This window comes from Shimia haliotis (genome assembly GCF_900114415.1).
GTDB lineage: Bacteria > Pseudomonadota > Alphaproteobacteria > Rhodobacterales > Rhodobacteraceae > Shimia > Shimia haliotis.
The window spans coordinates 1-25,502 of record NZ_FOSZ01000003.1 but is presented as its reverse complement, the minus strand read 5'-3'; the positions used below and the strand labels follow the sequence as shown (position 1 = coordinate 25,502).

Here is a 25,502-nt window from a genome sequence, read left to right as displayed (position 1 = left end):
GCTATGCGCCGGACCGACCGCCTTTTTGACCTCATCCAGATTCTGCGCAACGGGCGACTGCACCGCGCGTCTGATTTGGCAGAGCACATGGAGGTGTCGGTCCGCACCATTTATCGCGACATGGACACGCTGGTCGCAAGCGGCATTCCGGTCGAGGGCGAGCGCGGGGTGGGCTACATCCTGCGGGCACCGGTGTTCATGCCGCCGATGGCGTTGACGCAGGTCGAGTTGGAGGCGCTGCACCTTGGCGCAGCTTTGGTAAGGCAGACCGCGGATGCCGAATTGCAAGACGCCGCCAATCGCGTGTTGGCCAAAGTGGATCAGGCGATGCCAAACCCGATGTTCGGCACCCTTGACGGATTTGGCAAAGAAATTTTTGCCGCGCCCGAAGTGGAGGCGAGCTTCGAACTCATGCCTCTCATCCGCCGCGCCATTCGCGAGCGGCTGGTTTTGGCGATCGAATACCTTGCCTTAAATGGCAACCGCACCCGCCGCCGCATCAGACCTTTGCAAATGGAATACTGGGGTCGCGCGTGGACAATGACCGGCTGGTGCGAGGTCCGCGAAGATTTCCGCGTCTTTCGCATCGACCGGATCGAGACCTGCCTGGACACCGGCGAAACCTATACCGAGGAAAACGGCAAGGATCTCGCCACCTACCTCAAACGGTTTTATGCAGAGCATCCGTCAGGCGGCTGATTTTGCATCCAGCGCCAGTTGCGCCTCATAGGATTTCAAACACCGCCGCGCGGTTTTGCCGGATGTGGCAACATCCATAAGATCGGGGAACACGCGCAGCAACTCGTCGCGCGCCTCGTGCTGAAACTGATCCAGAGTCACTTCGCCAGGATGAAAACTCTCGGTCAACAGACCATCCGATAGGACGATCTGGTGCCGGTCAAATAAGAAGTGAAAATACTCCGGTTGCGGCACATAGTTGACCTGAGTGACCCCACACCACCCCACAAGCTGTTTGGCGGGGATCAAAACTTCACGCGCTTCAAACAACATTTCGAAACTGGCATCGCGCATCCAGATCCGGTGGTTTGGCGACACATACAAATCGCGACTTGGCTGACCTTTGCCCATCGCCCCACGAGGAATCTTGATCGGCGCGGCCTTTTCAAACGCCTGCCCGCGCGCATCGGTGGTATAGCTTCCAATCCAGCGCAGAGGCGCAAAACCACCGTCCCGCACCATGACCTGATCGCCCGGACGCAGATCCTCGACCGCGACCTCACCCTGTCGGGTGGCAATTTTGGTGCCGATGAGAAAGCAGGGGATTGTGCCTTCATTCAGAGGGCCAGCAACCCAATTGCCATTCTCATCCAGCTGTACCGATTCGTTCTGGTTGTTGCCGGTTGACCCGATTTGCGTGGACGACATGCCGGCGGCCGGCCCTGTTGTCGGGGTCACAACGCTGTCAAAGGACACAAAGTCAATCACGACGCCATCAACAACTAAGGCGATCGCCCCATTCTTGTGCACGGCTGCATCCAGAGAATAGACGTCCTGCCCGAACATGGTGTCATCAAAATTGCCAACGCCGTTAACAGATCGGACACCTCCATTTGGATGGTACACAACGATCTGAATACCGGACACGTCCGTACCCGCATCCACAGAGACTTCGATAAAGTCCTGCGTCCCCGGGCCACGGTATTTTATTTCGGTAAACCTTGGGTCTGCCATACCTATGCCTCACGCCTGTTGGTGTCGCCGGTTTGTCCGGCGATCTCCCCCTGGTGACGATGTGGCAGTGATGACCCTGGCAGGGATCAGCCGGCCCGCGTTAACGGACCGATTGGTTTATTGGCAGCGTTTTTTCGCGTCTTCGACCGCAGCGGTGAACCCAAGAAGCGAGAACGTGTCCTTGGTTTTGGTCCCGCGCGAAGACTGCGCCGACAGAACCGCAGATTTTCCACGCATCATCGCGGTCACGATTTCACCGTCAATCGAATCCGATCCGGCCCATCCCCATTCACCCTCGGTAAAAAGCGTGAAGGTTTTCCCGTCGATGTCCACGCCAACGGTTGACCCCGCCGCGAATGGATAGCCACCCGTAAAGGCGATCTGAGCGGACACATTTTTCTGAGGCACATAGGCCACCATGAGCAAGATATCGCTGCGTTTCACGGCAACGATGTTTCCGTTCTTCGTGTTGACGCTTTCCTTCGCGGTGCTGACCGCCCAGCACTCTCGGTTGCCGCCATTTTCTTCTACGAAGACACTCCAATCGGTGTTCGCCGCGACTTGATTTTCACTGGTTTCCTGCGCCTGAGCGCCAAATGCCGCCAGCGACAGTCCTGCTGTCGCAATAAAGGCTTTCACAAAACGTGATCCCATTCTCAACAGCCTCCAAGCTGTGACTTGCCTCAATTATCTGCCCGCCCCGACTTATGCGCCGCTTCTAGTGGGCTGGACATTTTTGTCTCGATGCGGTGAGTCTAACCTAAATGCGCCCATAGGCGAAAGGCCTGTCGGCACAAAATTGCCCTCAATAATGAGAGATATTATGACTGATCCGGTGTTGATGACGGAAATTTGGCGCGGAGACATTCTCGAGAGCGTTCATCACGGCCACGCCGTGGTCTGCAATGGCGCAGGTGAGATTGTGCACGCATGGGGCGATCCCAACGCGATTGTGCTGCCACGCAGTTCCTCAAAGATGATCCAAGCGCTCCCATTGGTAGAAAGCGGCGCGGCGGATAAAGCCGGTTTGACCGAAACGCATTTGGCTCTGGCCTGCGCCAGCCACAACGCGTCGGCCATCCACAACGACATGGTGCGCGACTGGCTCGCGGCGCAAGAGTTGAGCGAGGAAGACCTTCGCTGTGGCCCGCAAGAACCCCGCGACATTGGCATCCGCGACGAGTTGATCCGCTGCAACGATCCGGTCTGCCGCGTTCACAACAACTGCTCGGGCAAACACACGGGCTTTTTGACGTTGAACAAGCACCTTGGTGGGCATTCCGAATACTGCGACATCGACCATCCGGTGCAGCAGGCCGTTCTAACCGCGCACGAAGAGCTGACTCAGGAAACCAGCGCAGGCTACGGCATCGACGGATGCTCCGCGCCCAACCATGCCGCCACCCTGCACGGTATGGCACGCGCCATGGCGTTTTTTGCCACCGCGCGCGAAGGCAACGGCACCCGCGAAACCGCCGCCGCCCGCCTGCGCACGGCTATGGCAAAGCATCCCGAATACGTTGCCGGCGAAGGCCGCGCCTGCACCAACCTGATGCGCGCGATGGGACACACCGTGGCCGTAAAAACCGGCGCCGAAGCCTATTTCATCGCGATGCTGCCGGAACAGGGATTGGGCGTGGCGCTCAAGATCGTGGATGGGGCGACTCGCGCATCCGAGAACGCCATCGCTGCTATTCTCGCCAAACTCGGTGCGCTTGATCCGGCGCATCCCGAGGCCAAGAAATACCTTGATGCTCCGATCCAAAATTGGGACGGGCTGCAAACAGGTGTGATGAAAGCAGGTGCAGCACTTCTTTGAAGGCACAGCGCTCCCGCCCGCGACAGACATCCTTTCGGGTGCCCGTCGCGGTTGGGCGTGGCTCAGCTGCGCTGAGCCTGTTTGAGTACTTTCGCAAGAAAGAAGTAGGGGACTAATTTCTTTCTTGCCCAAATACTCCCGCCGGAGGCTCCTGCGACGGCAAAAATTGCTGCCGCGGGAGACGGCGCGTCACATTTCCATCGCTTCCGCGACTTCAACAGTCCCCTGTCCACCCTCGAGGATCGGACAGCCTTTTGCGATCTCGCAGGCGGCATCGATATCCGCCGCGTTGATCAACGTATATCCGGAAACAGGATTGGACCCGCCGTCATCCGCCACGCCAGTGGCGCTAACGGTTTTGGACATGCCCGCAGGGTTGCCGCCATCAATCAGGTCAGCACCAATGCCTTCCATCCAAGCGCCCCAGGCGGCCATGACTTTTTCACCTTCCTCAGGGGTCTCGGGGCGGCCTCCGCCGTGGTAAATGAGCATAAATTTGGGCATGGGATACTCTCCTTGGGAACAACAAACTGAGCGATCAGTGTCCCATGATTCCCGAATTTACCAAAATTCGGCGTCAGAGAACGTCCCACAGGAGTTTCATTGCGAGCACCACGGACGTCACCACAAGCAACGGTCGGATCAGGCGCGCGCCCTTTGCCATCGCCATCTTTGCTCCAAGGCGAGCCCCCGCCACTTGCATAAGCCCCATGGCGAGTCCAATCGCCCAAAGGGGTTCTGCAACAAGGATAAACCCGGCCAACCCGCCGACATTGGAGGCGAAGTTCAAAAGCTTGGTATGCGCCGTGGCCTTGAGAATGCCGTACCCGCCCAGCGCAACAAAGGCGATCATATAAAAGCTGCCTGCACCCGGTCCCAACAGCCCGTCATAGGCCCCAACCAACGGCACTGCTGTCCATGTGAACGCCAGCGGCGACAGTCGCGCCGCACGGTCAAGCTCTCCTGGGTCTTTGCGCAGAGCAAAGAAGAGAGCTATGCCAATCAGCAGAACCGGCAAGATCAGGCGAATCCAGTCGGTTGGCAAAAATGAGACCAGCAAGGCCCCAGCAAGCGAGGCCAGCCCCGCAAGCAAGGCGGGCAGCCATTGTTCCTTGAGGTTCACCAGACCGCTTTTGGCGTAGCTGTAGGCGGCGGTGCCGGACCCGAACATACCTTGAATTTTGTTGGTCGCCAGCGCCTGCACCGGTGGCACACCTGCAATCATGAGGGCCGGCAAGGTGATCAACCCGCCACCGCCGGCAATGGCATCCACAAACCCCGCGAAAAACCCGGCTGCCAAGAGTATCAGCAGCGCCTCTATACCAAATTCAAACATGGATCAGCCTTCGGAAAACTCGGTTTTGGAATAGCCTTGGATGTAGAGCAGCGCAGTCAAATCACCGTGGTTGATGCGAATGTCACATTCCGCCGCGACTGAAGGTTTTGCATGCAGCGCAACACCGGCGCCGGCCAATCCCAACATGCCCAGATCATTGGCGCCATCGCCCACGGCCATCACATCGCCATGGGTCAAACCAAGGCGCGTTGTGATCTCTTTCAGGGCCTGAACCTTGGCCTCACGGCCCAAAATCGGACGCCCGACATCTCCGGTCAGCATGCCGTTATCGGTCAACAGCGTATTGGCGCGATTTTCGTCAAAGCCGAGATCCGCAGCCACCTTGGCGGTGAAAGCGGTAAAGCCACCGGAGACCAACGCCGCATAGGCGCCGTTGGCCTTCATCGTGGCCAAAAGCGCCTTGCCGCCGGGCATAAAAGTGATGCGTTCGGCCAGAACTTTGGCAATGACAGACTCATCGAGACCTTTCAGCAAGCCAACACGCTCTGTCAGCGCGCCGTCAAAATCCAATTCGCCATTCATCGCCCGTGCGGTGATGTCTTTGACCCGATCACCAACGCCAGCTTCATCCGCCAGCTCGTCAATACACTCTTGCTGGATCATGGTGCTATCCATATCGGCCAGCAGCATCTTCTTGCGTCGCCCCTCGGCAGGCTGGATCACTAGGTCTACACCCAGTTTTTGCAGATCGCCCCAGACATCCCACTGATTGTCAGGCATTTCTGACAGGGCAAATTCTGCCGCCTCGCCCGGGGCAAGCCATTGTGCGTCACCACCTCCCCACGCATTGCGCAGGTTCTCGACCAGCGCAGGATCAAGGGTCGGATTGGCAGGGGAAGTCAGGAGAGTTGCGACAAACATCAGCGGGCCTTTTGCTTAATTCAATGCAGCTATGCGCCATAGACCATGCCGCGCGGCTTAACACCAGACCGGGATTGCGTTATCGCTAACACGAATCCTGTCAAGCAAGGAGCGACCTCATGAAAATCGGAATCGTCGGTGCCGGACAGGTTGGCGCCTCCGCCGCCTATGCCGTTGCTTTGCTAGGCTCGGCGCGGGAAATCGTCCTGATTGACCTTGATCCGGCCTTGGCCGCAGCACAGGCCGAAGATATTAGCCACGCAACACCATTTGGCTCTGCCACTGATATACGTGCGGGTGAGTACGCCGACCTGACCGGCGCCGAAGTTATTATCATAGCTGCCGGTGTCAGCCAGAAGCCCCGTGAAACCCGCCTCGATCTGTTGGCGCGAAATGCCGAGGTGTTCCGCATCGTGACCGGCGAAGTTCTAAACCACGCGCCGGACGCGATCCTGCTGATTGCGTCAAACCCTGTTGATATCATGACCGGCATCACGGTGCGCCTGACCGGCTTGCCTGCGCATCGCGTGATTGGGTCAGGCACCATTCTGGACACGGCGCGTTTCCGCGTTTTGCTTGGCCAGCACCTCGATGTCGATCCGCGCTCCGTGCATGCCTATGTGCTTGGCGAACATGGCGACAGCGAAGTCCTGTCGTGGTCTTCCGCAGCCGTCGGCGCATCCATTTTTGGAGACGTGGCCCTGGCGCGCGGAAAACCGGTGACGGAAGACGTCCGTGCACGAATTGACGTTGGCGTGCGACGTGCCGCCTATCGCATCATCGAAGGCAAAGGTGCGACCTATTACGGTATCGGGGCTGGGCTAGCACGTTTGGTCGCGGCGATTGGCGGCGATGAGCGGTCCGTGCATTCCGTGTCGATCATGACACCCGAGATCGAAGGCGTGCGCGACGTGCCCCTCTCCCTGCCCCGCATTTTGGGGAAAGGCGGTGTTTTGGGCGACGTCATGCCGGAAATCAGCGCCGAAGAACGACTGGCGCTAAAGGCATCCGCCCAGATGCTCAAAGACACACTAGATGCGGTGCATGTGTAGCGCGCCAACCTTCCCAAGTTTCCGATAGTGGTCATTTCGCGCCGGATTTGACTCAAGATTGGTCGCGAATGCGATATTTTTCCTGTTGTGCAGCCGCAGCATCCTCTCTATCCCCGTCGGTGGGACACCTCTCCCCAACGAGAGGCAGATATCTGTAAGGATAGCATTGATGGCTACTCAGCAACCGGCAACGCGGCCGGCAAATCCGCGTTTTTCTTCTGGCCCCTGTGCCAAACCCCCCACATTTGATGTCACCAAACTCGCAGACGCCGCTCTGGGTCGCAGCCACCGTGCCGCTATTGGCAAGGATAAGCTGAAGGCCGCGATCGAAGGCACCCGCGAAGTTCTGGGCATCCCCGCAGACTACCGCATCGGCATCGTGCCCGCGTCCGACACCGGCGCTGTTGAAATGGCACTTTGGTCCATGCTTGGCGCGCGCAAAGTTGAAATGCTCGCATGGGAAAGCTTTGGCGCCGGCTGGATCACCGATGTTGTGAAACAGTTGAAAATCGACGCCGAGGTGAAGACCGCCGACTATGGCCAGATCGTGGATCTCGCCACTGTCGACAGCAAAAACAACGACGTTGTCTTCACATGGAACGGCACCACCTCCGGTGTGCGTGTGCCAAATGCCGACTGGATCGCAGACGACCGCGAAGGCGTGACCATTTGTGACGCCACCTCCGCCGCTTTCGCCATGGACCTGCCATGGGACAAGCTGGATGTGACAACATTCTCTTGGCAGAAAGTGCTGGGCGGCGAAGCGGCGCATGGTGTGATCGTTCTGAGCCCGCGTGCTGTTGAGCGTCTGGAAAACTACACCCCCGCATGGCCGCTGCCGAAAATCTTCCGCCTGACCAAAGGCGGCAAGCTGATCGAAGGCATCTTTACCGGCGCGACCATCAACACGCCGTCGATGCTGGCGGTCGAAGATTACCTGTTTGCGCTGGACTGGGCCCGTTCTGAAGGCGGTCTTCAGGGTCTGATCGCCCGTGCCGATGCCAATGCGCAGGCGGTATTTGATTTCTGCGCTGCCAATGATTGGATCGCCAACCTGGCCGAGGACGCCGCGACGCGCTCCAACACCTCTGTATGTCTGAAGTTCACGGATGACCGGATCCAGGACGGTGCAGCCTTTGCCAAAGCCGTCGCCAAACGTCTTGAGGCCGAAAACATCGCGCTGGACATCGGCGCTTACCGCGACGCGCCGGCCGGCCTGCGCATCTGGTGTGGCGGCACGGTTGAAACCGCTGATCTGCAAGCGATGCTGCCTTGGCTCGCATGGGCCTTTGAGGCCGAGATCGCAGCTCAAGCGTAAGCGAATTTTGCCCGGCGACACCGCCGGGCCTCCCCTTATTCCATTCAGGCCGAACCGGCCCCCGACATAAAGGACGCTCAACATGGCTCCCAAAGTACTCGTCTCTGACAAACTCAGCGAAACCGCCGTTCAGATTTTCCGTGATCGCGGCATCGACGTCGACTTCATGCCCGACCTCGGCAAGGACAAAGACAAACTGGCCGAAGTGATCGGCCAATACGACGGCCTCGCGATCCGCTCCGCCACCAAGGCAACCGCCAAGCTGCTGGAAAAGGCCGACAACCTGAAAGTCATCGGCCGCGCAGGCATCGGCACCGACAACGTCGACAAGGAAGCCGCGTCGAAAAAAGGTGTGATCGTGATGAACACACCGTTCGGCAACATGATCACTACCGCCGAACACGCGATTGCGATGATGTTCGCCGTGGCGCGTCAAATTCCTGAAGCCAGCGAGTCTACTCACGCCGGCAAATGGGAAAAATCCAAGTTCATGGGCACCGAGCTCACGAACAAAACCCTCGGCGTGATCGGCGCAGGCAACATCGGCGGCATCGTCTGTGACCGCGCCCGTGGCCTGAAGATGAAAGTGATCGCATACGATCCCTTCCTGTCTGAGGAAAAAGCCGCGAAGATGGGTGTCGAGAAGGTCGAACTCGAAGAGCTGCTGCCGCGCGCCGACTTCATCACCCTGCACGTGCCGTTCACCGAGCAGACCGCCAACATCCTGTCGGCTGAAAACCTCGCCAAAACCAAAAAAGGCGTGCGCATCGTCAACTGTGCCCGCGGCGGTCTGGTGGACGAAGAGGCGCTCGCAGAACTGCTGAAATCCGGCCACGTTGCCGGCGCCGCCTTTGACGTGTTCAAAGAAGAGCCCGCCAAGGAAAACGCCCTATTCAACCTGCACAACGTTGTCTGCACACCACACCTTGGCGCAGCCACAACTGAAGCGCAGGAAAACGTGGCGCTTCAGGTGGCCGAGCAGATGTCGAACTATCTGCTGACCGGTGCCGTTGAAAACGCGTTGAACATGCCATCCGTGACTGCTGAGGAAGCCAAGGTCATGGGCCCGTGGATCAAACTTGCCGATCACCTCGGCGCGTTCTCCGGTCAGATGACGGATGAGCCGATCAAGGCCATCAACATCCTTTACGACGGTGTTGTCTCTGACATGAACCTCGCCGCGCTGAACTGTGCTGTTGTGGCGGGCATCATGAAAAAGGCTAACCCCGACGTGAACATGGTTTCCGCGCCCGTGGTTGCAAAAGAGCGTGGCATCAAGATCTCCACCACCAATCAGGACAAGTCCGGCACCTTTGACGGCTACATCAAAGTGACCGTTGTGACCGAGGCGCGCGAACGCTCCATTGCGGGCACCGTGTTCTCCGACGGCAAGCCGCGCTTTATCCAGATCAAAGGCATCAATATCGATGCCGAGGTCGGTGCCAACATGCTCTACACCACCAACGAAGACGTACCGGGCATCATTGGCACATTGGGTCAAACCATGGGCACCAACGGCGTGAACATCGCGAACTTTACGCTGGGCCGTGCGGACGTCGGCGGCGAAGCCATCGCGCTTTTGTACGTGGACGCGCCCGTGCCTGCCGAAGCCCGCGCACAGCTCGCGGAAACCGGCATGTTCCGTCAGATCAAACCGCTGGCTTTTGACGTGGCCTAAGCGATCCGTTGAAGAAAATCAAAGCGCCGCCCCTGTTTCGGGCGGCGCTTTTCGTTTAGCCATTCAGTTAGATGAAATGAGTGCCTTTTATGAACCAACCGATTTACGCCATTGGCGATATCCACGGCCACCTTGACCTGCTGGACGACATGCTTGCGCGCATCAAAGCCGATGGCGGCGCTGATGCCCATATCGTGTTTCTTGGTGATTACGTGGATCGCGGCCCCGAAAGCCGCGGTGTGATTGAACGCCTGCGTCGGGGTGTAGAGGCCGGCCGCAACTGGATCTGCCTCAAAGGCAATCACGACCGGATGTTTGAATGGTTCATGGAAGACACCCCACGCCACGACCCGCACTTGCTGGTGGAATACTCCTGGCTCCACGAAAAGCTGGGAGGTGTTCAAACTCTCGAAAGCTACGGTGTGACGGTCTCAAAACAAGAACGATTGAGTGCTCTGCATGAAAGAGCCAAAACGGCGGTTCCGGAAAACCACGTTGCCTTCCTAAAATCCCTGCGCCTTTTTCATGAACAGAATGGCCTTCTTTTTGTGCATGCTGGCATCAAACCCGGGGTGCCGTTGGGGGAGCAAAGCGAGAATGATCTGGTCTGGATCCGGCAAGGGTTTATCGACGATGCAACCCCTCACCCGTGGCTGGTTGTTCACGGCCACACCGCACTGAAAAAGGCAACCCATTTTGGCAACCGCATCGATCTTGATGGCGGGGCCGCATTCGGCCGCCCTCTTTGCGCCGCGGTTTTTGAAAATGGGCAGGTTTGGCAGTTGACGCCTGAGGGTCGTGCCGCCATGTCGCCCAACAAATGACAGCCCCGAAAAATTCAAAGCTCGTTTCGAACGAAAGTCGCTTTTCACACCTGACGGAAGAGCCACTTTGCCCACACATCGACCAACGCCGCAGCAAGGCCAAGTCCCGCAACAAACGCAACAAAAATACTGATAAGTGATAGCAAATCCATCGTGACCTCCGCTGTCTCTCAGGCAGAGATAATGATTGGACTTCGCTATTCTTTAGTTAAAGCAGCCACATCTTTGCTACGATCTGACAAAAATCGCATGTGTATGCCAATTTGCGAACTTATCGGCGCGGATGCGGTCGACAAATTTTAGGCCAACCAGCCATATTCAAAGTCTCCAGCGCATTTGCATTTTGTCCCTTCAACGCTATGGTGAAGCGTTCCTTACCGTGTGTTCCGAATGTTAGATTTTATCAAGAATGCTTGTTTGGCTTCTGCACTATATGTTGCGGCGTTCGCCATAAGCATGCCGGCGTCAAACTGGATCGCTGACGTTGGGTCGATCGAGTTCGCAAACGAAGCACAGCTAATCTTTCTCCCGCATGGCGTTCGAGTTCTGACGGCTTGGCTTTTTGGGTTTACCGCTGCTCCGATGCTTTTGCCCGGCGTTTGTCTGGCTTTCCTTAGCATCACAGGAATTGACGGATTCTCGCTGTCGCATTTCTTCGCGGCGGTCTTGCAGGTCAGCATAGCACCCGCACTTTTCCTTGCGTTGGGTGCAATTGGATTTCCGCTTGGGGGCAAGGGCGGAGGTCGGGTGAGTTGGATCGGTGTCGTCTTGATTGGTCTGATTGCTTCAGTTCTGACCTCTTCTTCCACCAACTTCGCCTTGGGTTTCAATCCGGAAGACTTCGCCGCCTACATCATCGGAGACATGTCAGGTTTGTTTCTGTCCATGTTCGGATTGCTCGCATTTTTTCGACTTCGCCGCCGCTTCTGATATCATCCAGGTCAAATATCATGCGCAACGCGAAAAAACCGAAAGATCAAAGGATTGCTTAGAAATCAGCGACCTATTATCAAATTGACATCTAGCAACCGGATACGGATATAAAAGCTACATTGAATCGAGGGTAGGTTATTTATGCGTTTTTTCGCCTCGCTGGCTATCGTCGGCTTTCTTTTGGGCTGCAGTGATGGAACGACTTCCATTCCACTAACCGAAGCCGAGCAAGATGCGCAGAGCACCGAGCAATATACAGTCGTGCGCCTTACCTCAGCGAACATCGGTAGCTACGATCAGCCCGCCCGGCCCACCAAACGGGCTTCCTTGCCCAAAACCGACAGCTGGTCATATGTGATCGGTGCCGGCGATATTCTCAGCATTCTGGTTTATGATCATCCCGAGTTGAACATGCCGGCAGGCCCGGACATGAACGCCATCGACAACGGCTTTCTGGTTCAATCTGACGGCACATTTTTCTATCCGCACATAGGAAAAGTTTCGGCAGCCGGACGTTCCATAGAGGCTGTCCGAAATGACATCACTCAAAGACTGCGCACCATTATTCCCGAACCACAGGTGGTCGCAAAAGTCGTGTCCTACGATTCACAAAAAGTCGTAGTTGGCGGCGAAGTCGAAACTCCGAACCATCAGGCCCTGACAACGGTTCCTTTGACGCTGCTGCAGGCAATCAACGCGGCTGGCGGCTATACAGAAGAAGCCGACACTGCCCGCATTTCTCTGCAGCGGGCGGGCAAGCGTTATACAGTCGACTTGGACGGATTTCTAAAATCCAACTATTTGGAAAACAACCCAACGCTGCAACCAGGCGACATCGTCAACGTGCCTGAACGCCGTGTTGAAGAGGCCTTTATCTTGGGCGAGGTTGACGAACCGGACGTTGTCGACCTTTCGGAGGAGCAAATCTCGCTGACGCAAGCTTTGACCTACCGCGGTGGCCTCGTGCACGTGCGAAGCGACGCTCGGGGGGTCTTTGTCTTTCGCGGTTCCCCTCAAAAACCGACGGTTTTCCAACTCGACACCACAACTCCAAATGGCTGGATTTTGGGCACCCGATTTACACTAATGGAAGACGATGTTGTATATGTAACCCGGTCGCCGCTGATTGAATGGAACGACACAATTTCCCGCATCCTCCCGACCATCATTGCGGTAAATTCGGCAAGTGACATTGTGAATTGATTTAGGATCCCATGGAAAAAGTATTGGTTGTTTGCGTTGGGAATATTTGCAGATCTCCGGTCGGAGAGCGTGTGCTGCAAAAGATGGCCCCAGGCCTATCGGTAAGTTCCGCAGGCATTGCGGCCCTTGAAGGTCACGCTGCGGATGAGACCGCCGAACGGGTTGCACGTGATAATGATATATCACTTGCCGGACATGCCGGCCGACAGTTCACCTTTGATCTCGGCTCTCAAGCGGACCTGATTTTGGTGATGGAAAAGGGCCACAAGGCGCACATCACGCGTAAATTCCCGGAATTATCGGGAAAAACGATGCTGTTTGACCAATGGGCGAAAGCGGAAGACATTCCAGACCCTTTCAAGCGCTTGCAAGATTTTCACGAAGCGGTTTTTGATCGAATTTTTGCGGCCGCAAGCGCTTGGGCCAAAAAACTAACGCCGAAGGGGGCGACCAAGTGAGCCAGCAAAACTCCCGAACTCAAGCCCCCGTTGCAGACGACGAGATTGACCTTCTCCAATTGATGAAATCTCTTTGGGCCGGCAAGTGGACAATCCTTGGCTGTACGCTTCTGATCGGCTGTATCGGCACCATTGTCGCACTGAACACGCCACCGACATATCAGGCAGACGCCCTCCTGCAACTGGAAGATAATAAGGCCAATCTTTCAGTACCCACCGCTCTGACAGAACTGTCAGGAGAAGTTCCCCAAAGCACAACCGAAATAGAGATTCTAAAGTCGCGTCTCGTTATCGGCCAAGCCGTGTCGAACCTAAATCTGGATTGGCAGGCCGGGCCAACCTTTGCTCCCGGACTGGGTTATCTCCTGACACGCCTTCCGTTTGAGCTTCCCGACTATGAGTTCTTGCGGCCCTACGCGACTGGGGGAGAAAAGCTACGCCTCGATCTTTTGCGCGTACCGCCGGAATGGTTGGACGAAGACATCTGGCTAAAAGTCCTGCCCGATCAAACCTTTTCGCTTAGTTTGCCAAACGACCAGGAGCTGCAGGGAACTGTGGGTGAAATCGTTTCCGACACTGAGCACGATTTTGCAATCCGTGTCGGTGAGATGGAAGGCGACGCCGGCAAGGTTTTCAAAGTGAGCCAGATCCCCGAATCCAAAGCCGTTGCAAACGTCCGCTCCAACCTGAGTGTCAGCGAGAAAGGGCGGAACTCCGGTATTCTGGAGCTCCGTTTCACAGCCGGAAGTCACGAGACAGCACAGAGCACGCTTCATGCGATCTCTCAGACCTATGTTGCCCAGAATGTGCGCCGAAGCGCCGCTGAGGCGCAAAAAAGTCTGGAATTTGTGGAAAGCCAGCTGCCAATAGCTCGTAAAAAGGTCGAGGCTGCCGAGGATGAACTCAACCGCTTCAAACAATCTGAAGCCACAGTGGATCTGGGACTTGAGACAGAAACCCTGCTCACGCAAATCAGCCTACTGGACAACGAGTTGCGGCGTCTCCAAGTCGAAGAGCTAGAGCTCAAGGAACGCTATACGCCTAATCATCCCGTCTATGCCCAACTCCTGGACAACAAGAATTTGATCCAACAACGCATTGAACAATTGCGGGAAGAAACGGTAGATCTACCGCAAATTCAGCGAGATGTGATCGCCCTGACCCGCGCTTTGGAGGTCGACCAGGATTCCTATCTCCAAATGCTCAGGCGTGCGCAAGAACTGCGCGTTCTTCAGGCCAGTTCCTTGGGCCACATTAGAATAGTGGACCAGGCCCAATCTAAGAGCCTGCCAGTTGCGCCTCGCAAGAGTAGAGTTTTGGGCCTAGCGCTTATCCTCGGAATTGTCATTGGAACAGCGATCGTTCTGCTGCGCAACGCGTTGCGCCGCGGCGTGCGGTCAAGTGCGCAGCTCGAAGAAGTCGGTCTACCAGTCTTTGCCACAATCAACCGATCCAAAATTGAGGAACGCGCCGGCCGCTCCAAAGGCGCCAGGTCAATTTTGGCGATTTCTGATCCGACTGACTTGGCTGTGGAGGCATTTCGAAGCCTTCGAACCAGTCTGCATTTTGGAATGTTGGATGCCTCGTCTAAATCGGTGGCAATCACTAGCCCTGCGCCAACTGCGGGGAAGTCCTTTATCTCCACCAACTTTGCTGTTGTCGCGGCGCAGTCCGGTCAACGTGTTTGCCTGATTGACGGTGATATGCGGCGCGGGCGGTTGTACAAATTTTTTGGTGCCAAGAAAAACGACGCTGGGCTGGCCGACATCCTTGCCGGAGACACGCCACTCGAAGACGCCAAAGTAGCAACAAAGGTTGACGGGCTGGAATTTATTCCCTGCGGAAAATACCCCCCGAACCCGGCCGATTTATTGGCCAGACCCGACTTCAAAGACTTGCTCAAGGATCTAAATTCTCAGTTCGATTTGGTTATCGTGGACTGCCCACCTGTACTAGCCGTCACCGACGCCTCAATCATTGCGCAACACACAGGTGTTTCTCTATTGGTTGCTCGTTTTGATGAAACTCCTGTTGGTGAAGTCGAAGCGGTTTTGAGGACGTTCGAGAACGACGGATTGTCCTTCACCGGCGCCATTCTGAATGGATTCGACCCAAAGAAATTGATAGGTGGCAGAGAGTACTCTTTTCAGAACTATAGATACGACTATAAATCACGTGAATAGCTATCAATCTCATGCCCGAATGGGCAAAAAGCTTAAAGCGACAGTCGATACAGACCGCTTCTGACGGATCCGGAGCGGACGATCGCCCCGTCATCTACCAATCGCTTCAAACAGTGATAAAACGTAGGCTTGGAAATGGTCGCGCAGAGGTCGTGGTGCATGATGTTCGAACTCGGAACCTCAAAAAGTTCCTGCTCTCGCATTTTCGTCAACGCATAAATGACTTTCTTCTCATCATTGGAAAAACGATCCAGCCCAAGATCCCGCTCCATCGCGAAAACAAGCTCCTGAGGCTTAGCGAGATTGCAAATGTCGTCTTTGCTCACGATGAGCTCTCCAATTCATGAGTGTAAGCTCGCAAGATATATCCCCAGATTCTCAATGCGTGCCTACAAATCTTAACAGATTTTTATCAACCATGGCTACCGTTTCCAATAACCTGGCTTAAGACTAAGTGGATCACGTCAAGCTCGACGCAAAGTCGTAAAAATACGCCACAACACAACAGATCTGAAGAACAGACCCGCTCCTGCTTCCGGTACAGACGAGCCCTCTTGATTCGAGTTCTGCACACCGACTTATGTCCATTTATGACCGGACGACCTCGGCACTTGTTGTCAATGCCACATTTTTGCCTACATTTAGGAACTTTCCCTAGGTTCACATCTAAAAACGTTAATATTTGGTAAATAGGCCTTGCCGCAAAAAGCTGATTCAAAGTAGTCTCAACATGAGAACAAGGTGAAGTGATTGGCACGAAAGCCAAAAACGATTTGCATCATGCATCGCTAAACCTAAAATGGTTTCTCAGGTTTGAACGAAATTGATGAAAGAATTTCCAATTTCAAGGATGTGAATTTTTGAGGTGCCTTATTCCGGCCCCAATTGTATTGAGTTGGAGGTAAATTGCCATGCTCGCGACGCTGCCCGTGGCACTGTCAGTAATGATTGCAGCCATTTTTAGCTGGGTGACCTCCCTAATCATCCTGAAAACACGTTCTGCCCACGTCCGTTACACCTCCAAGGGACACGCGGGCCTTGAGGTGCAAAGTATGCACGAGCACCCCACCCCGCGCATTGGCGGCGTGGCAGTTGCTTTGGGGCTCACTGCGGCGGCTTGCGTTCACATGAGTCTGGATCAACCGATTGTTCTGGTTCTGCTGGCTGCAATGCCTGTGTTTTTTGCTGGCCTGGCAGAGGACATCGGACTGACGGCCTCTCCTCGCTTGCGCCTGGCGGCGGCGGCCACCAGCGCTGCATTGGCGATTTATGCAACGGGCGCATCCATTCAGGATGGAGTCGCACCAGGTCTTGACGATCTGCTTAAACTCACGTTCTTCAGCGCCATTTTAACGGTCTTCTCAGTGGCCGCGCTCTGCCACGCCTTTAACCTGATCGACGGCATGAACGGGTTGGCATCGACAATGGCTTTGGCCGCCTGCGCATCTTTGGGCGCAATTTCCTACTCCGTTGGCGATGCCCAAATCCTTGCCCTTTGCGCTGCGACCTTTGCGGCTACGACTGGCGTCCTTTTGCTCAACTATCCCTTTGGGAAGCTATTTCTAGGAGATGCCGGAGCTTACAGCCTCGGGTTTGTGATTGGCTGGATCGGCGTGCTGCTGATCCACCGCCATCCAGAAATTTCGGTTTGGGCTGTGCTTTTGTGTGTCTTCCTGCCCTTTGCCGATACAACCGCGGCCATTCTGCGCCGGATCAAAAAGCGGGCTCCGATCGGACAGCCGGACAAGCTTCACTATCACCACATCGTCAAGCGTGTGATGGATCAGTGTCTAAGAGACGAGGTTGCTCAAACCTGGTCTAATCCCCTTGCGACCTTGTTTATGCAGCCCGTCATTGTGCTGCCGGCAGTTTGGGCAGTCTTCGCTGCCAAGAGTGACATCGGGGCGCTTCTTGGTCTGGCATTTTCCTTTGGGCTGTACTTCGGAACGCGCAAAAAGCTTCTCGACAGTTTCAAAGCTGTCGCGCGATCCTTGAAGGGTGCACCGGACTTTGCCAAGCCTGCAAAGCACCCAACCACGCTCAGAATCAATCAATCCGACGATACCGGAACGCCAAGCTACAAGCTTGAACCGGTTCATGCGGATCTCAAACGTAAGACGGCGCAACGCGAAGCACCGGTTTTGGAGACTCGTACCCTCGAAAACACCTTCAAGGCTGCTGTGAACGAAGACGCCTAATCTCATAATCTCACAGAATTTGAGCTGCAGCCCCAAGACGATGGATTACAAAATGCTCAAAGACTGGTTCGCCATCCAAGTCAAACCCAACCGACATGACGTGGCAAAGATCAATTTGGAAAGACAGGGCTTTCACGTCTTTGCGCCCAAGCTTGTGACCTCAAAGCCAGGCAAAAAGCCGCAACCATCCAACAAACTGCTTTTTCCGGGCTATGTGTTTATGCAGGCCACCAATGACCCTGTCACCTGGCGCAAAGCTGGCAACACATTTGGCGTTCAGCGATTGGTCAGTGGCCTTGGGTCACTGCCTGCCGTCCTGCCGGAAGGTTTCGTGGAGTCCATCAAGGCAAACTGCGGCCCAACCGACGCCTACCAACCCCGAGACAATCTCTCTCTAGGCGACAATGTGAGGGTCATCTCCGGCCCGTTTCAGGGTATGATTGCAGAGGTTGCCATTCTTTCCAATTCGGAACGTGTCGGGCTTTTGTTGGAAATACTGGGCCGAGTCACACGCACAGAAATTGCTCGCGACCGACTGGATGCAGTCCCTCTTCGCGACGCCGTCTGACTAACATCGCGATCTGACGAAACCCAAAGAAGCCCCGCCCACCAGCCTCAAAGGCGAGTAACCGCAAGGCTTCTTTTGCAATTTTGGGAAGTGGTGCCGCTGATAGGACTCGAACCTACGACCCCATCATTACGAATTTTGACGTCGAGTTATTGGACAGAACCTGATGCCGCCGCAGTCAATCGCATAACACCTTACGATTGCTTGACTAATTCTGGCCTCTTCTTTGTATACCCTTGCATCGCCTTTCAGAACGTATGACGAACACGCCCTACTAATGCCCTACTAATTGACCCCACCCCATCGACGGGTCTCAAGACCCTCAGCGTACTAGCCAACCCCACTCCGACGGAGTTGGAGACCAATCTCGAAATATCTAATAAGAACAAAGGCTTCCCGCAGTTTTCATGGAATGCACTCTCGCCCTAGGTGCCTCCAATGACCGCTGTGCGGGCTTCTTAGGCCTCCAGCCGATTGGCTCGAACGGTCGCGACAGGCCCAAGTCCAACCCTTGGTGCTAGTTGCAGCTAATGGCAGAAACGAGCCCCTAGTGCGCATTCGAAATTTGCGCACCACCGACCGAGAACGGCCGAGACCGGACCTTCAACGCAGTCACGATTCAGAAATGCCGCAAAGATCTAAGGCGACCTTCAAAACGGTTCATGGTCCAGGCTTTCTCGGCAGCAACGCAAGGTGGTTTCAGGCCCGAAGCACCCTCGACTGTGCTAACTCCTGTAAGCTAACAGTGCTCCTGCCCTGCCTATACTTCCCGGGAGACATGCCTTCCCACCTTTTGAATACTCGGCAGAACGCGGAAGATTCAGGGAACCCGACCTGATCACCAATTTGAGCCATCGTCATGTCTGTCTCGCTTAGGAGACGTCTCGCCCTTGCGCAACGGCATGCGTCCAATTCTCTGTGAAAAGTTGTCTTGTGCTTTGCGAATTGTCGCTTCGCCTCGCTCGGGCTCAACGAAATCAGTTTGGCGAATGTCTCAAGGGTTATGTTTGGATCGCTCTGGTGAAGCTCGAGAAGCATCGACACCTGCGACATGAAGCTTGTGTCGCGGACATCGTTGATTTCCGGTGTCTGGCTGGCTTGCCCCTGATCGAGCAGCAACAACCACGTGCTGGGGAAGCGGAACTCTACACCGGAACGTGTCCCACCCATAACGCGGCTCGCTGAATGTATGTCTTTGGGCAACGCCTCGGGATCGCAAATGCGCGCCTTAAACGCACTGGGCTCCCATGCGTCTCCGCAACATTCGCGCAACAAGCGGTACAGGAACCCAGCAAAATACCCATCTGCTTGAACCGGATTGCTTGATGGGCGAAAAGATCTTTGAGAGCGCAAGGTTGCTTCACGCCCTTTCACGACCAGTTCGTAGTCCGCAAGAGTGGTCAGGCTTTCGGCCTCAATGACCATTGTTGTCAGCAAGTTCCCTAGTGTTGCCTCGCCCATTTCCAGGTTTTTCAGGTTTGGAAGCGTTTGGATTGCCGTACCCGAACCTATGTGAAACCCGAGAAACGGATTATCAACGGCTGCTGCAACCCTGTCTATGAAATCGTACCAACTTTGACCGGACATCATCTTTTTGCCTTCAAGAATGTCGGCAGACGTCACGCCACTGGGTTCGAGCATAGTGGAGGTGTCGGCACCTTCCCTCAGGGCGACGGCGAGAAAGGGTTGCGCCATGGCGGACACGACAACTGGTACAACAGTTTGTTTTGTTTTCTGCTTCATCAAGAGCGCGTCTCAAAAGGTTCAATATGGACCAAAATTATTTCATTAGATCTGCAATGATCGTGCATGTTTCAGCGCGTATTGCAATTGTGTTCTGTACGGATAAGCGCTCGACTACCGCGAAACCTGGCGCAAGCAAAAAGACCATTGAGAAAAGGTTCAAACATATGACACGGAAACATCGCATTGCACTGAATGTGCATACGACACTGGTTGCAATCGCTTTTGCTGTTGCGCCCTGTAGCAGCTTTGCACAGCAGGAAGCGCCGTCAGTCACCTTATTCAAGAATGTCATGGTGTTCGACGGAACCACCAATGGCCTGCTGGACCTCGATGTTCTTGTCGTCGGGAATAAAATTCACACCGTTGCAGAAGATATTCCGGAAGCAGGCACTTGGGAGGTCGATGCTGGCCCAAGCGGGCCGTTGTACTCGCAAATCCATAGTGGCGGATCGGGATATACTTTTTTTGTCGAGGGCGAAGAAGGCACGCAGACAGTCGAATTGGCGCCCAATATCATTGACGGCGGTGGGCGTACCCTGATGCCAGGCATGATCGACAGCCATACGCACCTGAACCTTTCAATGGATAATGGGCGTCCCGGCATGGAGATGGCGAGGTGGGACTACATGGCGGCGCACGCGTCGTCCGCCGCGCTTGAGTGGTTCTACGATGGCTTTACGACTGTGCGTGATATGGGGGGCATGGCCGACGGGTTGCGACGCGTCATCGACAAAGGTCTTATGGAAGGCCCCCGAATTTACAGTGTCGCCGGGATGATCAGCCAAACGGCCGGACACGGGGACCTTATGTTCGAAAGCCAAACTGATCCTCTGCAAAGCAGCACATTCAGGAATGGCATTTACCACCTTGCCAACAGCCCAGATGAGGTGCGCGCCGCTGTAAGAAAGAACTTCAACGCCGGTGCGACACATATGAAGATCATGATGGCTGGGGGTGTTGCGAGTAATAAAGGCCCATTTGATGCATCGCAATACACCGATGCCGAAATAACTGCGGCCGTGGAAGAGGCAGCTACGCGCGGAACCTACGTTGCCGCGCATTTATATCTGGACAAAGCCATACGCCGCGCGCTCGACCTTGGCGTTATGTCCATCGAACACGGCCAATTTATGCAAGAAGAAACCGCCATGCTGATGAAGGAAAAAGGCGCCTTCATTTCTCCTTACATCGCGGCGGTCATGAGCGAAGACATCCTGACGCATCCTGTGTATGGCAACCCGAAAACATTCGAGTATGCGCGTACGCTGATGATGAAGGAAGGCACCAAGAATTTTGCTGAGGTTATCCGCAAAGTGCAGCCGAACATCGTGTTTTCCATCGATATTGTCAGCACAAATGGGATGGCGGCGCGGCACCACCGCGATCATGAGAAATGGATTTTTGCAGATACCTTCGGCAACTATGCGACACTGAAAGCGATGACATCGACAGGTGGCAAGCTGGCCGCTCTGACAGGCGGCAGCAATCCTTATCCGGCCCCGCTGGGGGTGATCGAGGAAGGCGCTTATGCCGATATTCTGCTTATCGATGGCAATCCGCTGGAGGACATCACCGTCCTTGGTGGCAACCCCAAATGGTTCAATGCTGAGCCGCGCACGCGCGGTATTGAGACGATAAACCTGATCATGAAGGATGGCGTGATCTACAAGAACACGCTGAACTGAGCGGTGGGCGGGGCGGTATACCTCGTCCGCACCGCCCATTCGCGAGCCACCCCAAAACAACAGACATTGGAGAGACACGTGAGGAAAAAACTGCGGCGCGCAGCACTGTTCATGGCTTTGCTATGCGCTCCTTTGGCGCACGCACAGAACAGCGATCTGGGAGAGTTCAGTGCAAAAGGCAACGGCATCGTTGTTCCTGCCAAAAGCTGGGATGTATCTGCGGCCGCTGAAAACCAGATCGAAACGGTACATTTCATTGAAGGCCAGATGGTCAAACAAGGCGATCTGCTGGTGACGTTCGACCAAGTGTTTAAGCAATGGGATGCGCGTATCGCTGAACTGGACCATATACAGGCTTTGTCCGATCTGGAACTAGCTCGGGCGGACCTTGCCAGAATGGAAAAGCTAGGCGCAACCTCCGTTCCCGAAGTCCATATCATAGAAGCGCGGGCGCGGGTGAAGTCTACCGAAGCACATGTCGAAATCACGGATCTGAATGCGCAAAAGGCAAAGGCTTTGTCTGACCTTCAGTTAATCTACGCGCCCTTTGATGGTCAGATGAGCGCACCGCGCTTTCGTGACAATGCCAACGTCGTCGCGGAGTCACCGGAAATAGGGACCTTGTACCAGCTTGACCCAATCCATGTTCGTGTCGAGGGCACGTTTGAACGCCACGAAGCGCGCATCCTCGCAGGCGAAACACATGACAGCGTTATGGAAGGCCTCGTTCTCGAGTTAGAGTTGCCGAGTGGAACCGCGTTTCCGCATCAAGGCAGGCTGGTCGCAACCCCCTTTGAATTCGATCCGGAAACAGGGATTGGCTATAGCATTGCTGAGTTTCCAAACCCCGAATTCCTGTTGCGCCCGGGCATGAAAGTTCAGGTCACATCATACGAAAAAGAGAACTGAGCGAGAGAGGGTAACAGCGGTGAAAAAACTGACGACAACCACGATCGCAATTGCCATGCCGTTCTGTGCTTTCGCGCACGATATCCCGCACGGACACGAACACGTGGACGGCGGATATAACGCGCAGGCGGGATTTGTTTCCGAAGACGACGTTACAGCCCCTCTGTTTAACCCGCGTGGCAAATCGCCCGAAGTCCTTGCCGCACGTATTGAGTTTCTTGCGGAGGCCTATGATCTCGTCCGCACGCCGGAGGAGCAGGCATGCGCGGATGCGGCACGCGAAAAATATGCAGATGCTATCGCCATCAATTCGCTCATGCCGGCTTCTGTCGGGATTATTGACAATGACGAAGAGAGTTTCACGCGAGCCTTACGCCGCAACATGGACGCCGGAATGACCCTCACTTCGGGCTCGGTCTATGCCTTCCCGGATGCCATCCCAAAAGGTCAGACTGCCTACGACGTGATCGCCAATTCCGATGTTATCATCGAAGAAGTAGGGGCAGTGAAAATCGCCACCACTGAAGATGTGCGTCAGGCGAAACTGAATGGCAAATTAGGGGTGATGTACAACATTCAGGGCTCAGACTACGTGGCGGATGATATGAAGGGACACGCCGAACGTTCCTATGAGGGGGGCGTGCGCACGGCGAACTTCGTTTATAACGCCAACAACATGCTCGCCGGTGGGGGCAGCGCGCAGGACATGGGCCTCACGGAGCTGGGGCGTAAGTGGGTCAAAGTGGCGCAAGCCAATGGCATCGTGATCGATGTGTCCCACTCGTCCAACCAGACGGCAATAGAAGCTGCTGAAATCGCCACGAAACCCATTATTGCGTCTCATTCCAACGCGTCAGGCTTGTTCGAAACAGGCCGCAATATTTCTGACGAGGCCATCAAGGCCGTCGCGTCGACCGGCGGTGTGGTTTGCCCGGTCGGTGCTGGTCTGTTTCTTAACGCCGAAGGTAACGCATCGCCGGAACGATTTGTCGAGCACGTGGTCTACATTGCCGACATGATTGGTCGCGACCGGGTCTGCTTTTCAACGGATTATGTCCACAACTACGTCGCTTTCCTCGAACGCGACATTACCAACGTCGACATCTACCCGCCGGAACTGGGGATGGGCGGTCCTGCTAGCAACATCGCACCGGAAAACATATGGGACATCGCTGCCATCCTCGAAAATGACCATGGATGGACCGAAGAGGACATTCGCGGGTTCCTCGGTGAAAACTTGATGCGAGTCTACGAGGCGAACTGGGCCAAGTGAGTGGGTTCAACCCACACGAACAAGAAAACTGATCCACAGAGAGGTAAACCAATGGGTAATCGCAAGCTATCACTGCCAGTGTTCTTAGCAATTGCAGGTTTCGCTACTGCCGCCATATCCAATACAGAAAAATATTCTTCGCATTGGGCGCTGATGTCTGACGCCTATCAGCGCGTTGATGACATCTTGTCGTCGGGGGGGGGCGCCGAAGCGCTGGATCAACTCAACAGCGAGATGGCCCAGTTGAGAGACGCCTGTGACGCACTCAGCGAAAAACGCCAGAATGCGGCATGCCACGAAGATGTCCGGCGGCTGCTATCCATCGCGACCTTCAACGCGGATCCTGACGATCCGAACCGAAACAAGTTCTTTCCCACGCATATTCCTGATTTCGTCAGCCCCGAAATGCGCGAAATCATGATCAACTGGACACCCAATTGGCTCACGGGCAGTTGGGAGGGGTATCCGGACCCGACAGATTATGGAGCATGGCAGTCACTGCATGATGAGCTTATCGACCCCATGGAAGCGGCCGGTAAGCAACTGCTGACGACGCTCGATCTGACCACGGAAGTGCAAGAGCACGGCGGTGTAAGAACGGTCATGATCAAGCCCAGCGAAAACCGCCACCCGGGCAAAGTGTTGCTCCATCTTCACGGCGGGGCTTTTTACGGCAACACGCCCGAAACGACGTTTGACCGAACGGCACCGCTGGCCAGCATCATGGGCATCGACATCATTTCGGTCGATTACAAACTCATGCCCGCACCAGACTGGGATATTCTGGATCAGCGCGATCAGGTGATCGACGTCTTTGACGCGCTCACTAGTGACGGGGGCGACTATGCGCCCGAAGATGTCGGCATCTTCGGATGTTCGGCGGGAGGTGGACTGGTTGCCATGTCTACGAACGAGATGTCGCATCGTGGCGGCGCACTGCCTGCGGCGGTTGTTATGCAGAGTCCTCAAACAGATTTCTCATTCAACAGCGATTCAACCTGGACCCTGCGCTACCATGACCCGCGGACCAACGTTGATCACCTGGTGGACTCTGTCTGGCCGATGCTGGGCGTCGTTGGGGACAAAGTACAGGACCCACGCTACTCGACTGTTTATGACAATTTTGAGGGCCGCGACTTCCCCCCAACAATGGTGCAAGTCGGGACCAAGGAAATCCAGATGAGCGATGGTATCCGTATGTACGGCGTCCTGCGAAGCGCCGGGCACGAAGCGGAACTAGACGCCCACGACGCGATGCAACACTGCTTCCATGGTCATTGGGGCACGCCTGAGGCTGCGGAAGCTGTCCGTCGCGTGGCTGAGTTCTTCGAAGTGCATCTAATCGCAGAGTAATGCGCTCAGATGCTGAGCGATAAAGCTGTTAGAACAAGTCGCAAGCGCTCGTATGGTAATCCCCCCATTTTTAGAGGGGCGCGTCAGTAGAATCTAAGCTGCTTTCAATTTCTGTATCTGCGTCACGCCACCGATCCCCATGTTTGGTCTTTCGTTGTTGTATGTCCAGAGCCAGTGAGTGGCGTGGTCTTGCACCTCCTCGATGCTGTTGAAGTGATACCGCCCCAGCCATTCTGTCCGGACTGTCCTATTGTAGCGTTCGACATAGGCGTTCTGCTGCGGCTTTCCGGGTTGGATGTAGATTAGGCCGATCCCGGCGTTCTCGGCCCAAGTCTGCAATCGACCACTGACGTATTCAGGGCCATTGTCCACGCGAATGGCCAAAGGCTTTC

The 25,502-nt window shown here is 55.4% G+C and carries 24 protein-coding genes; 16 read left to right on the top strand and 8 right to left on the bottom strand.

The features are described from left to right. Positions 1-3: 3 nt before the first annotated feature. Positions 4-699 carry a helix-turn-helix transcriptional regulator gene (locus tag BM069_RS08340; protein WP_093322915.1) on the top strand — a complete coding sequence of 232 codons (696 nt, stop codon included), beginning with the start codon at positions 4-6 and terminating at the stop codon, positions 697-699. Here the strand turns inward: BM069_RS08340 and BM069_RS08335 are convergent. After that, entirely contained in the window at positions 688-1,692 is a 1,005-nt protein-coding gene (locus BM069_RS08335; RefSeq protein ID WP_093322913.1) for a Hint domain-containing protein, read from the bottom strand. The two genes, BM069_RS08340 and BM069_RS08335, sit on opposite strands and share 12 nt — an antisense overlap. A 117-nt stretch (positions 1,693-1,809) precedes the next feature. Continuing rightward, positions 1,810-2,346, bottom strand: coding sequence for an invasion associated locus B family protein (locus BM069_RS08330; protein ID WP_093322911.1), 537 nt, complete (start codon positions 2,344-2,346; stop codon positions 1,810-1,812). 169 nt (positions 2,347-2,515) lie between these two features. On the opposite strand from BM069_RS08330, the gene BM069_RS08325 reads away from it, so the two are divergent. Continuing rightward, positions 2,516-3,511, top strand: a complete 996-nt coding sequence (locus BM069_RS08325) for an asparaginase (protein ID WP_093322909.1) — start codon at positions 2,516-2,518, stop codon at positions 3,509-3,511. Positions 3,512-3,700: 189 nt separating this feature from the next. On the opposite strand, the gene BM069_RS08320 is transcribed toward BM069_RS08325, so the two are convergent. The 3 genes from BM069_RS08320 to serB form a co-directional block, all read right to left on the bottom strand. Further along, the gene (locus tag BM069_RS08320) at positions 3,701-4,015 is read right to left on the bottom strand and encodes a YciI family protein (RefSeq protein ID WP_093322907.1); all 315 of its coding nucleotides are present in this window, start codon (positions 4,013-4,015) and stop codon (positions 3,701-3,703) included. 73 nt (positions 4,016-4,088) lie between these two features. Beyond that, on the bottom strand, positions 4,089-4,847 hold the full coding sequence (locus tag BM069_RS08315) for a TSUP family transporter (RefSeq protein ID WP_093322906.1): 759 nt from the start codon (positions 4,845-4,847) through the stop codon (positions 4,089-4,091). 3 nt (positions 4,848-4,850) lie between these two features. Continuing rightward, a complete protein-coding gene (serB, locus tag BM069_RS08310; RefSeq protein ID WP_093322904.1) occupies positions 4,851-5,729 on the bottom strand; it encodes a phosphoserine phosphatase SerB in 879 nt (292 codons plus the stop codon). 119 nt (positions 5,730-5,848) lie between these two features. On the opposite strand from serB, the gene BM069_RS08305 reads away from it, so the two are divergent. The 8 genes from BM069_RS08305 to BM069_RS08270 all read left to right on the top strand — a co-directional run bounded on the left by BM069_RS08305 (position 5,849) and on the right by BM069_RS08270 (position 15,378). Next, a complete protein-coding gene (locus BM069_RS08305; RefSeq protein WP_093322902.1) occupies positions 5,849-6,781 on the top strand; it encodes an L-lactate dehydrogenase in 933 nt (310 codons plus the stop codon). 169 nt (positions 6,782-6,950) lie between these two features. After that, positions 6,951-8,099 (top strand): phosphoserine transaminase, encoded by a 1,149-nt coding sequence (locus BM069_RS08300; protein WP_093322900.1) that lies wholly within the window; start codon positions 6,951-6,953, stop codon positions 8,097-8,099. An 82-nt stretch (positions 8,100-8,181) separates the two neighbouring features. Then, positions 8,182-9,777: a phosphoglycerate dehydrogenase gene (gene serA, locus BM069_RS08295; protein WP_093322898.1), complete on the top strand. Its 1,596-nt coding sequence runs from the start codon at positions 8,182-8,184 to the stop codon at positions 9,775-9,777. A gap of 89 nt (positions 9,778-9,866) precedes the next feature. Further along, the gene (locus BM069_RS08290) at positions 9,867-10,601 is read left to right on the top strand and encodes a metallophosphoesterase family protein (protein ID WP_093322896.1); all 735 of its coding nucleotides are present in this window, start codon (positions 9,867-9,869) and stop codon (positions 10,599-10,601) included. A 417-nt stretch (positions 10,602-11,018) separates the two neighbouring features. Beyond that, positions 11,019-11,531 (top strand): hypothetical protein, encoded by a 513-nt coding sequence (locus tag BM069_RS08285; protein WP_139216169.1) that lies wholly within the window; start codon positions 11,019-11,021, stop codon positions 11,529-11,531. A gap of 144 nt (positions 11,532-11,675) precedes the next feature. Continuing rightward, positions 11,676-12,737, top strand: a complete 1,062-nt coding sequence (locus tag BM069_RS08280; protein WP_093322892.1) for a polysaccharide biosynthesis/export family protein — start codon at positions 11,676-11,678, stop codon at positions 12,735-12,737. Between the two features lie 11 nt (positions 12,738-12,748). After that, positions 12,749-13,195: an arsenate reductase/protein-tyrosine-phosphatase family protein gene (locus BM069_RS08275; RefSeq protein ID WP_093322890.1), complete on the top strand. Its 447-nt coding sequence runs from the start codon at positions 12,749-12,751 to the stop codon at positions 13,193-13,195. Continuing rightward, positions 13,192-15,378 carry a polysaccharide biosynthesis tyrosine autokinase gene (locus BM069_RS08270; protein ID WP_139216168.1) on the top strand — a complete coding sequence of 729 codons (2,187 nt, stop codon included), beginning with the start codon at positions 13,192-13,194 and terminating at the stop codon, positions 15,376-15,378. Before BM069_RS08275 ends, BM069_RS08270 begins: the two co-directional genes overlap by 4 nt. 32 nt (positions 15,379-15,410) lie before the next feature. Here BM069_RS08270 and BM069_RS08265 read toward each other — a convergent pair whose 3' ends face one another. Next, on the bottom strand, positions 15,411-15,704 hold the full coding sequence (locus BM069_RS08265) for a hypothetical protein (RefSeq protein ID WP_093322886.1): 294 nt from the start codon (positions 15,702-15,704) through the stop codon (positions 15,411-15,413). 585 nt (positions 15,705-16,289) lie between these two features. Between BM069_RS08265 and BM069_RS08260 the strand changes: the two genes are divergently transcribed. Further along, on the top strand, positions 16,290-17,576 hold the full coding sequence (locus tag BM069_RS08260; RefSeq protein ID WP_093322884.1) for an MraY family glycosyltransferase: 1,287 nt from the start codon (positions 16,290-16,292) through the stop codon (positions 17,574-17,576). 52 nt (positions 17,577-17,628) lie between these two features. Beyond that, a complete protein-coding gene (nusG, locus tag BM069_RS08255) occupies positions 17,629-18,144 on the top strand; it encodes a transcription termination/antitermination protein NusG (protein WP_170846711.1) in 516 nt (171 codons plus the stop codon). A 699-nt stretch (positions 18,145-18,843) separates the two neighbouring features. Here nusG and BM069_RS08250 read toward each other — a convergent pair. Next, positions 18,844-19,887 (bottom strand): helix-turn-helix transcriptional regulator, encoded by a 1,044-nt coding sequence (locus BM069_RS08250; protein WP_093322881.1) that lies wholly within the window; start codon positions 19,885-19,887, stop codon positions 18,844-18,846. 56 nt (positions 19,888-19,943) lie between these two features. Between BM069_RS08250 and BM069_RS08245 the strand changes: the two genes are divergently transcribed. From BM069_RS08245 to BM069_RS08230, 4 genes are all read left to right on the top strand, one after another. Continuing rightward, positions 19,944-21,575 (top strand): metal-dependent hydrolase family protein, encoded by a 1,632-nt coding sequence (locus BM069_RS08245; RefSeq protein WP_212611524.1) that lies wholly within the window; start codon positions 19,944-19,946, stop codon positions 21,573-21,575. Between the two features lie 78 nt (positions 21,576-21,653). Further along, the gene (locus BM069_RS08240) at positions 21,654-22,484 is read left to right on the top strand and encodes an efflux RND transporter periplasmic adaptor subunit (protein ID WP_139216167.1); all 831 of its coding nucleotides are present in this window, start codon (positions 21,654-21,656) and stop codon (positions 22,482-22,484) included. A 19-nt stretch (positions 22,485-22,503) separates the two neighbouring features. Further along, positions 22,504-23,757, top strand: coding sequence for a dipeptidase (locus tag BM069_RS08235; RefSeq protein ID WP_093322876.1), 1,254 nt, complete (start codon positions 22,504-22,506; stop codon positions 23,755-23,757). Between the two features lie 153 nt (positions 23,758-23,910). Next, positions 23,911-25,110 carry an alpha/beta hydrolase gene (locus BM069_RS08230; protein ID WP_170846710.1) on the top strand — a complete coding sequence of 400 codons (1,200 nt, stop codon included), beginning with the start codon at positions 23,911-23,913 and terminating at the stop codon, positions 25,108-25,110. 93 nt (positions 25,111-25,203) lie between these two features. Here BM069_RS08230 and BM069_RS08225 read toward each other — a convergent pair. Further along, the coding region (locus BM069_RS08225) for an integrase core domain-containing protein (protein WP_139216166.1) at positions 25,204-25,502 on the bottom strand (299 nt) is incomplete at its 5' end.